7 protein-coding genes and 1 pseudogene are annotated in these 9,941 nt (G+C 72.1%); 6 read left to right on the top strand and 2 right to left on the bottom strand.

From position 1 onward, the window contains the following. The 3 genes and pseudogenes from AC1DUQ_RS10480 to AC1DUQ_RS10470 all read left to right on the top strand — a co-directional run. A pseudogene (locus AC1DUQ_RS10480) lies at positions 1–352 on the top strand (ABC transporter ATP-binding protein); the annotation flags it as partial. Between the two features lies 1 nt (position 353). Next, a complete protein-coding gene (gene arfB, locus AC1DUQ_RS10475) occupies positions 354–782 on the top strand; it encodes an alternative ribosome rescue aminoacyl-tRNA hydrolase ArfB (RefSeq protein WP_477061419.1) in 429 nt (142 codons plus the stop codon). 75 nt (positions 783–857) lie between these two features. After that, positions 858–1,349, top strand: coding sequence for a hypothetical protein (locus tag AC1DUQ_RS10470; protein ID WP_477061418.1), 492 nt, complete (start codon positions 858–860; stop codon positions 1,347–1,349). A gap of 43 nt (positions 1,350–1,392) precedes the next feature. On the opposite strand, the gene AC1DUQ_RS10465 is transcribed toward AC1DUQ_RS10470, so the two are convergent. Further along, a complete protein-coding gene (locus AC1DUQ_RS10465; RefSeq protein ID WP_477061417.1) occupies positions 1,393–2,304 on the bottom strand; it encodes an SURF1 family protein in 912 nt (303 codons plus the stop codon). 278 nt (positions 2,305–2,582) lie between these two features. Here AC1DUQ_RS10465 and AC1DUQ_RS10460 point away from each other — a divergent pair, with 278 nt between their 5' ends. From AC1DUQ_RS10460 to AC1DUQ_RS10450, 3 genes are all read left to right on the top strand, one after another. Then, entirely contained in the window at positions 2,583–5,060 is a 2,478-nt protein-coding gene (locus tag AC1DUQ_RS10460) for a phosphoketolase family protein (RefSeq protein ID WP_477073754.1), read from the top strand. A 100-nt stretch (positions 5,061–5,160) separates the two neighbouring features. Next, the gene (gene pta, locus AC1DUQ_RS10455) at positions 5,161–7,233 is read left to right on the top strand and encodes a phosphate acetyltransferase (protein ID WP_477073753.1); all 2,073 of its coding nucleotides are present in this window, start codon (positions 5,161–5,163) and stop codon (positions 7,231–7,233) included. Next, a complete protein-coding gene (locus AC1DUQ_RS10450; protein WP_477061414.1) occupies positions 7,230–8,525 on the top strand; it encodes an acetate/propionate family kinase in 1,296 nt (431 codons plus the stop codon). The genes pta and AC1DUQ_RS10450 overlap by 4 nt, the downstream gene beginning before the upstream one ends. Before the next feature lie 7 nt (positions 8,526–8,532). Here the strand turns inward: AC1DUQ_RS10450 and AC1DUQ_RS10445 are convergent. Then, on the bottom strand, positions 8,533–9,941 hold a 1,409-nt coding region (locus AC1DUQ_RS10445), incomplete at its 5' end, for a succinic semialdehyde dehydrogenase (RefSeq protein WP_477073752.1).

Genomic DNA, 9,941 nt, shown 5'->3' with positions numbered 1-9,941 from the left:
GCCCGAGGGGCTCGAGACCGAGGTCGGCTCCGGCGGCGTCGCGCTCACCCCGGCGCAGGCGCAGCAGATCGCGCTGGCGCGGCTGGTGCTCCTCGACCCGCACACGCTGGTGCTCGACGAGGCGACCTCGCTGCTCGACCCGCGGGCGGCCCGGCACCTCGAGCGGTCGCTGTCGGCCGTTCTCGCCGGGCGCACGGTCGTCGCCATCGCACACCGCCTGCACACCGCGCACGACGCGGACCGGGTGGCGGTGGTCGACGGCGGCCGGATCGTGGAGATCGGCCCGCACGACGAGCTGGTCGCCGCCGGCGGCGACTACGCCGCGCTGTGGCACTCGTGGCAGCACGACTGACGTGACCGGTCCACTGGTGCTGCGCGGGGGTGTCGTCGTTCCGGACGACGCCCTCGCGTGGCGCTTCTCGCGCTCCAGCGGCCCGGGGGGTCAGTCGGTCAACACCACCGACTCGAGGGTCGAGCTGACGGTCGACCTGGCGCGGATCCCCTGGACCAGCCCGACCCAGCAGGACCGCGTCCTGGAACGACTGGCCGGCCGGCTGCGGGGTTCGCTGCTCACCCTGAGCGCCCAGGAGTACCGGTCCCAGCTGCGCAACCGCGAGGCGGCGCTCACCCGGGTGCACGCGCTGCTCGACGACGCCCTCGCTCCCCCGGGACCGACCCGCCGCGCCACCCGGCCGAGCCGGGGATCGCAGGTGCGCCGGGTGCAGGGCGAGCAGAAGCGCCGCGCGGTCAAGGAGCTGCGCCGCCGTCCTCCGCTGGGCTGAGCAGACGCTCATCGGATCTGAGTCGTGATCGGCCCGTGAGCACAGAGGCATGCACGGACCTCTGCTCTCACCTGCATGAACGCTCGATCATTGGCCTTCGCCGCCGCCGTAGGTGCCGCGGTCACGGCCCTCGTCGCAGGCTGCACCGTATCTTCAGGCGGCGTGGTGGGGCTCGAGCGCGAGGCGGACGGGACGGTGTCGGCCATCGTCCAGATGTGCAAGGGCGGGGTCGACACGGTCGTGGTCTACGCCGTGCAAGGGGGCGCTACGTCCTCCGACGACGAAGTCGGCCGCTGGGACTTCCTCGAGCGGGTGACCGACCGGGGAGCCGTGCCCCTCGGTGCAGAGTTCGAGCGGAGCCTGTACGCGACCTCGACGTACCGCGCCTTCGCTGGCTCGTCCGACAACTCATGGAGCGCGGACGGCCCGGAGTTCACGTCGGTCGACATCGATGACCTCCCGGTCGGGTCCATCTGGGCGATCGGCGGCGTCGACGACCACACGCCCCGCGCCCACACGGCGGACGAGTTCGACGCAATGGCGCAGTCCTACTGCACCCAGATCTAGCCTGACGGCCCGGCTGCTGACCCGACGGGGTGGAGGTGGCGCCTCAGGCGGGCGCGCCGCCACCCCGGTCCGGCTCGGAGACCGGAGCCTGGCCCCGGGCCTCGTCGCGCACCAGGCGGAGCCAGAGCAGCACCGCGAACGCGCCGAAGATCCACCACTGCGCGGCGTAGGCGAGGTTCTGGATGTTCAGCCCCGCGCCCGGCTTCGTCGGCGGGTCCAGCAGGGCGACGGTGGGCGCCTGGGCGGGCTCGGACGAGGAGACCACCAGGTACCCCGTGTAGATCGGCCCGCCCCAGGAGTTGAGCAGCTCGGCGGAGCTGATGGCGTCGGTCCGTCCGTCGGCCACCCCGGTTCCCGCCTGCTCGGACGCCTGCAGGTACCCGGTGACCTCGACGGGTCCCGCCGGCGGCTCGTCGGCGTCGGCGGGCGTCGCCACCCAGCCGCGCACCACCGGGAGCACGTCACCGTCGCTCGTCGTCAGCGGTGTCAGGACGAGCAGACCGGTGGTCCCGTCGTGCGCGCGGCCCGTGACCAGCAGCTGGCCGGCGGTGTCGTAGGTGCCCGCCGCGGACACCTTGCGGCCGACGAGGTCGCCGGTGAACGTGGTCTGCGGCGCAAGCACGTCGTCGAGCGGGACCGCCGGCGCGGCGACGAGCTCGGCGGTGTGCCGTTCCGCCGCGGCCGAGCCGTGCACCTGCGCGCGGTCCAGCTGCCACGCACCGAGCCGGGCGCACAGCGCGGCAGCTGCGAGCAGGAGGACGAGGAGCAGGAGCATGCGGGGCCGGACCGCGGCGCGGAGCATCGTCGTCGGCGGGCGCCTCTCGGCCTGCGACCACCCGGAGAGAACCGGCGGCCCGGCGACGCGCCCGGGCGGGCGGCCGTGACCATCGTCACTGCCCGGCACCGACCCCGTCGCGCGGCTGCGCGCAACGGCTGCGGGGCTCTGCTCGGTCACGCCTCACGGTACCTCGCAGGGACCGCCCTCCCCGCACCCGCAACCCCTGCTCGAGCCGCCTAGAACCCCGCTGACCTGCGCAGCCGTCCGGTCGGCGGGCCATCGGACGTTCGGAATCCGTTCGCCTGCCCCTCCTGCGCCGGAGGGCTGAGTGCGGTTGTATGACAAGTAGTCCCGCGCACCCCGGGGAGGACCAAGGTCCTCCGGGGGCCACGGGGCCCGACGCAAGGCTGACACCGGACCGGCGCGTTCGCCGGAACGACGACTGGGGAGCGCGCATGAGCACGACGACGTCGCATCGCGGCACGTGGCGGACCGGGAGCGGGGACGCTCTCGACGCCGAGACCCTGAACCGCATCGACCAGTGGTGGCGAGCCGCCAACTACCTGTCGGTCGGCCAGATCTACATGCTGGACAACGCGCTGCTGCGCGAGCCCCTCACACGCGACCACGTGAAGCCGCGTCTGCTCGGGCACTGGGGCACCACGCCCGGTCTGACGTTCCTGTACGCGCACCTGAACCGCGCGATCGCCGAGCGTGAGCAGTCGACCATCTACATCACGGGCCCCGGTCACGGCGGCCCCGGCCTCGTCGCCAGCGCCTACCTCGACGGGACCTACTCCGAGTACTACTCGGACATCACCGAGGACACCGAGGGCGTCCACCGGCTGTTCCGGCAGTTCTCGTTCCCGGGCGGCATCCCGAGCCACGTCGCCCCCGAGACCCCGGGGTCGATCCACGAGGGCGGCGAGCTGGGCTACGCGCTGAGCCACGCCTACGGCGCCGCGTTCGACAACCCGGACCTCCTGGTCGCCACCGTCATCGGCGACGGCGAGGCGGAGACCGGCCCGCTGGCCACCAGCTGGCACTCGAACAAGTTCGTCAACGTCGAGAACGACGGCGTCGTGCTGCCGATCCTGCACCTCAACGGCTACAAGATCGCCAACCCGACCGTGCTGGCGCGCATCCCCGAGGACGAGCTCGCGTCGCTCATGGTCGGCTACGGGCACAAGCCGCACATGTTCGTCGCCGGTTTCGACGACGAGTCGCACGAGGAGATCCACCGCCGGTTCGCCACGCTGCTCGACGAGGTGCTCGACGAGATCGCGGAGATCAAGCGCAGCGCCCACGCCGGCAACGAGCAGCGCCCGCAGTGGCCGATGATCGTGTTCCGCACGCCCAAGGGCTGGACCGGTCCGGACTACATCGACGGCAAGAAGACCACCGGGTCGTGGCGGGCGCACCAGGTGCCGCTGGCCAGCGCGCGGGACACCCCGGAGCACCTCGACGTGCTGCGGCAGTGGCTGGAGTCGTACCGGATCAACGAGCTGTTCGACGAGAACGGCAAGCTGCACGACGACATCCGCGCGCTCGCGCCCCAGGGACACCTGCGGATGAGCGACAACCCGCACGCCAACGGCGGCCTGCTGCTCAAGGACCTGCGCCTGCCGGACTTCCGCGAGTACGCGGTCGACGTGCCGGTGCCGGGCGGCTCGATGAGCGAGGCGCCGCGCGTGCTCGGCGACTGGCTGACCGACGTGATCCGGCTCAACCCGGACAACTTCCGGATCTTCGGACCCGACGAGACCGCGTCGAACCGCCTGCAGTCGGTGTTCCAGACCACGGACAAGCAGTGGAACGCGGAGTTCCTCGGTGCCGAGGTCGACGAGCACCTGGCACGCGCCGGCCGCGTGCTGGAGATGCTCAGCGAGCACCAGTGCCAGGGCTGGCTGGAGGGGTACCTGCTGACCGGGCGCCACGGCCTGTTCAACTGCTACGAGGCGTTCATCCACATCATCGACTCGATGTTCAACCAGCACGCCAAGTGGCTGAAGGTCACGGACGACATCCCGTGGCGCCGCCCGATCGCGAGCCTGAACTACCTGCTGTCCAGCCACGTGTGGCGCCAGGACCACAACGGCTTCAGCCACCAGGACCCGGGGTTCATCGACCACGTGGTCAACAAGAAGTCCGACGTCATCCGCGTCTACCTGCCGCCGGACGCGAACACGCTGCTGTCCACGTACGACCACTGCCTGCGCAGCCGGCAGTACGTCAACGTGGTCGTGGCGGGCAAGCAGCCGGCACCGAACTTCCTGACCATGGACCAGGCCGTGGCGCACTGCACGCGCGGGCTCGGGATCTGGGACTGGGCGGGCTCGGAGGTGCCGGGCGAGAAGCCCGACGTCGTCCTCGGCGCGGCCGGTGACGTGCCGACGCTCGAGGTGCTGGCCGCGGCGGACATCCTGCGCCGGGAGCTGCCCGACCTCAAGGTCCGCGTGATCAACGTGGTCGACCTGATGCGCCTGCAGGACGCGCGGGAGCACCCGCACGGCCTGTCCGACGCCCAGTTCGACGGTCTGTTCACGGACGACAAGCCGGTGATCTTCGCGTACCACGGGTACCCGTGGCTCATCCACCGGCTCACGTACCGCCGCAAGGGCCACACCAACATCCACGTGCGCGGCTACAAGGAGGAGGGCACCACGACGACGCCCTTCGACATGGTCATGCTCAACGACCTCGACCGGTTCCACCTGGTCATCGACGTCATCGACAACGTGCCTCACCTGCGCACGGCCCAGGCCAACCTGCGGCAGAAGATGGTCGACGAGCGCCTCCGGGCCCGCGAGTACACCCGCGCGTTCGGCGACGACCTGCCCGAGGTCCGCGACTGGGTCTGGCCCGACGCGCAGGACGAGTCCGACTCCGGTCAGGTGGCGGCGACGCTCTCGACCGGCGGCGACAACGAGTAGCACCCCCACGTCCGTGGGGCGGGCGCCGCTGCCCGCCCCACGGTCACGCACCACCGCAGCAGCCGTTCCACCCGTTCCACCCACATCGGAGAAGCCCACCGTGGCCCGCAGCATCTACGTCACCTCCCCCGAGGGAGATTCCGGCAAGTCCATGGTCGCGCTCGGCCTGGTGGACCTCCTGGCCCGCACGGTCCAGCGCGTCGGGGTGTTCAGACCGGTGGCGCGCTCCACAGATGTGCGGGACTACGTGCTCGAGCTGCTCCTGCAGCACGACGGCGTGGACCTCACGTACGAGGAGTGCGTCGGGGTCACGTACGAGCAGGTGCTCCACGACCCGGAGCAGGCGCTCGCGCAGATCGTGTCCCGGTACCACGACGTGGAGCGGCGCTGCGACGCCGTGGTCGTCGTCGGCACGGACTACACGGACGTCGCGGGACCCACCGAGCTGGCCTACAACGCCCGCATCGCGGCGAACCTCGGCGCCCCCGTGGTGCTCGTCATCAACGGGGGGCACCGCAAGCCCGCCGTGATCGCCCAGGTGGCCGACGTGGTCGTCACCGAGATGCACGCCAACCACGCGCAGGTGGTCTCGGTGGTCGCCAACCGCTGCGCCCCGGGCTCGGTCAGCGGCGTCCGGGACGCCCTGCGTGCCGGCACCGGCCTGCCGTCGTGGGCGGTGCCCGAGAACCCGATCCTCACGGCCCCGACCGTCCGGCAGCTGTCCGACTCGGTGCGCGGGACGCTCATCGCGGGCGACGAGTCCCTGCTGCAGCGCGAGGTGCTCGACGTCATCGTCGGCGCGATGTCCATGGAGCACCTGCTGGGCAAGCTGACCGACGGCGCCGTCGTGATCACGCCGGGCGACCGGTCGGACGTGCTGCTCGGGCTGCTCATGGCGCACCAGGCCGAGGGGTTCCCGTCCCTGGCCGGGATCATCCTCAACGGCGGGTTCCGCCCGGCGCCCCTGATCGCGCGGCTGGTGAACGGCCTCGGGAGCAGGCTGCCGATCCTCAGCACCGAGCTGGGCACGTTCCGGTCCGCGAGCGCGGTCGCCGACACGCACGGCCGCCTCACCGGCGACTCGCAGCGCAAGATCGACACCGCGCTCTCCCTGTTCGAGCAGCACGTCGACGGCTCCGCGCTCCTGGCGGCGCTGGACGTGGAGCGGCCCGAGGTCGTCACGCCGCTGATGTTCGAGTTCGCCCTGCTGGACCGCGCCCGGTCGAACAAGCGGCACGTGGTCCTCCCCGAGGGCRRCGACGACCGGATCCTGCGCGCGGCGTCCACCCTGCTGCAGCGCGGGGTCGCCCAGATCACGATCCTGGGCGAGGAGCCGGCCATCCGCTCGCGCGCCACGGAGCTGGGCCTCGACCTCGACGCCGCCGCGATCATCGACCCCCACGACCCGGTCCTGCTGCAGAAGTTCGCCGAGGCGTACACCGAGATGCGCAAGCACAAGGGGATGACGGTCGAGCGGGCGCGGGAGATCGTCTCGTCGGTCTCCTACTTCGGCACGATGATGGTCCAGCTCGGCCTGGCCGACGGCATGGTCTCCGGCGCCGCGCACACCACGGCGCACACCATCAAGCCGTCCTTCGAGATCATCAAGACCGCGCCCGGCACGTCGAGCGTGTCGAGCGCGTTCCTCATGTGCCTCGAGGACCGGGTGCTCGTCTACGCCGACTGCGCGGTGATCCCCGACCCGACGGCGGAGCAGCTGGCGGACATCGCGATCTCGTCCGCAGGCACCGCCCAGCAGTTCGGCATCGAGCCCCGCATCGCGATGCTGTCGTACTCCACGGGTGAGTCCGGTTCGGGCGCGGACGTCGAGAAGGTCCGCACGGCGACCGCGCTGGTCAGGGAGCGTCGGCCGGATCTGTCGGTCGAGGGCCCGATCCAGTACGACGCCGCCGTGGACGCCTCCGTGGCGAAGACGAAGATGCCGGACTCGGCCGTGGCCGGCCGTGCGACGGTCTTCGTGTTCCCGGACCTGAACACCGGCAACAACACCTACAAGGCCGTGCAGCGCTCCGCCGGAGCCGTCGCCATCGGCCCCGTGCTCCAGGGGCTGCGCAAGCCGGTCAACGACCTGTCGCGCGGCGCCCTGGTGCAGGACATCGTCAACACCGTCGCGATCACCGCCATCCAGGCGCAAGCAGAGGAAGCCTCGTGACCCCGATCACCCAGCCCCACCCCGGCTCCGCGCACGGCGCTCACGGCAGCGTGCTCGTCGTGAACTCCGGCTCGTCGTCGATCAAGTACCAGCTCGTCAACCCGGTCGGCGGCGAGGCGATCGCCTCGGGTCTCGTCGAGCGCATCGGCGAGACCGAGGGCCTGGTCAAGCACACGTACGCCGGGAACACGACCGTGCGCACCGACGCGGTCCCCGACCACGGCGCCGGCCTGCGCGCGGTCCTCGCGCTCTTCGACGAGGTCGGTCCGAACCTTGCCGAGGCGCACGTCGTCGCGGTCGGTCACCGCGTGGTGCAGGGCGGCTCGGTCTTCGGGTCCCCCGTGATCGTGGACGACGACGTCGTCGCGCAGATCGACGCCCTCGCGCCGCTGGCGCCGCTGCACACCCCGCCCAACCTCACGGGCATCCAGGTGGCCCGCGAGCTGCTGCCGGACGTGCCCCACGTGGTCGTCTTCGACACCGCGTTCTTCCGCACGCTGCCCGAGGCGGCGGCCACCTACGCGATCGACCGGGCCGTGGCCAAGGCGCACGACGTGCGGCGCTACGGGTTCCACGGGACGTCGCACCAGTACGTGTCCGGCAAGGTCGCGCGGGTGCTCGGGCGCAAGCTCGAGGACCTCAACCAGATCGTGCTGCACCTGGGCAACGGCGCGTCGGCGTCGGCGGTCCGCGGGGGCGTGGCGGTGGAGACGTCCATGGGCATGACGCCGCTGGAGGGCCTGGTCATGGGCACCCGGTCCGGCGACGTCGACCCCGCCGTGCTCATCCACCTGCAGCGCAACGCGGGCATGTCGGTCGACGACATCGACGACCTGCTCAACCGCCGGTCGGGCCTCAAGGGGCTCGCGGGCGAGAACGACTTCCGCGAGCTGCACAAGCTCGTCGAGGCCGGCGACGAGGACGCGACCCTCGCGCTGGACGTCTACGTGCACCGGCTGCGCAAGTACATCGGCGCGTACCACGCGGTCCTCGGCCGGGTCGACGTCATCGTGTTCACGGCGGGCGTCGGCGAGAACGACGACATCGTCCGCGCGCGTGCGCTGCAGGGGCTCGAGGCGATGGGCATCGCGGTGGACCTGGAGCGCAACGAGGGCCGCAAGAAGGAGCCGACGATCATCTCTCCGGACTGGGCCAGCACGATCGTGATGGTGGTCCCGACCAACGAGGAGCTCGCCATCGCGCGCCAGGCGGTCGCCACGGTCGAGGCGGCCGGGTACGAGGGCACCAGCGACGAGTCGGACCCGGCTCCGGCGGCCGCGGGGCACGCCTGACGGGTCGTCAGGGCAGCCGCAGGGCCTTGAGCGTCCGCAGCACCTCGGTGTAGAAGCGGGGCCACGTCTCGGGGCCCAGGTCGAACATCCGGTGCAGCCCGACGCCGGGGCCGCCGAGCACCCCGTGCACGCCGTGCTGGACCGCCACGGTCTGCACCCGGGTGGTCGCCCAGAGGCCCTCGCGGCCGTGCCGGCTGCCGATGCCCGACGCGCCGACCCCACCCTGCGGCGCCCCGACCGAGCCCCACGTGGCCACGTAGCCCTCGTTGACGTTCACGGTTCCCACGCGGACGCGCTCGGCGAGGGCGGCGCCGCGCCGGGTGTCCGCGGTCCAGATGCTGGCGTTCAGACCGAGGTCGCTGTCGTTCATCGCTGCGACGGCCTCGTCGTCGGAGGCCACGCGGGAGATGGCCACGACCGGCCCGAACGTCTCCTCGCGCACCAGCCGCGCCTCGTCCGGCACGTCGGTGAGGATCGTCGGCTCGTAGAACCAGGGCCCGACGTCCGAGCGGTGCACCCCGCCGGCCAGCACGGTCGCCCCGTGCCCGACGGCATCCTCGACGTGCTCGACGACCGTGGCCAGCTGCGCGGCGGACGTGAGCGACCCGATGTCCGACCGGTAGTCCAGCCCGGACCCGAGACGCAGCGCCTTCGTGCGCCGGACGAACGCCGCGGTGAACGCGTCGGCCACGTCCTCGTGCACGTAGATCCGCTCGATGCTCACGCAGACCTGCCCGGCGCCGACGAAGCAGGCACGCACGGCACCCTCGGCGGCGACCTCGACGTCAACGTCGTCCGCGACGTACATCGGGTTCTTGCCGCCCAGCTCCAGGGTGGCCGGCACCAGCCGCTCCCCGGCGTGCGCGGCGACGACCCGGCCCGTGCGGGTGGAGCCGGTGAAGCTCACGTGGTCGACGTTCTCCACGACGGCCGCCCCGACGGTCGGTCCGTCGCCGACGACCACCTGGAGCAGCCCGTCGGGCAGCCCGGCGACCTCGAGCAGCTCGGCGGCCCACAGCGACGTCAGAGCGGTCTGCGGGTCGGGCCGCAGGACGACCGCGTTGCCGGCCACCAGCGCGGGCAGCACGTCCCCGAGCGTCAGGGTCAGCGGGAAGTTCCACGGCGCGATGATGCCGACGACGCCGACCGGGTGCCGCAGCACGCGCGTCGTCGTCACGCCCGGGATCAGGCCGGGGACCCGGCGCGGCGCGAGGTAGCGGCCTGCGCGCGCGGCGTAGTGGCGGGCCACGAGCGYGATGTCGCAGACCTCCTCGAACGCCGAGGCGCGCGCCTTGCCCGACTCCACCTGGATGAGGTCGAGCACGTCGCTCTGCCGCTCGAGCACCAGGTCGTGCACGCGCGAGAGCACCGCGGTCCGCTCGCGCAGCGGCCGCGCCGCCCACAGCCGTTGGGCGG

The sequence above is a fragment of the Cellulomonas sp. P4_B5_2 genome, from assembly GCF_056402235.1.
This window is presented reverse-complemented; position numbering and strand designations above follow the sequence as displayed.

What these genes read in the sequence shown, in the direction of transcription:
- AC1DUQ_RS10470 (WP_477061418.1), top strand. Translation starts at nt 858, where the DNA reads ATGAACGCTCGATCATTGGCCTTCGCCGCCGCCGTAGGTGCCGCGGTC.
- AC1DUQ_RS10460 (WP_477073754.1), top strand. Translation starts at nt 2,583, where the DNA reads ATGAGCACGACGACGTCGCATCGCGGCACGTGGCGGACCGGGAGCGGG.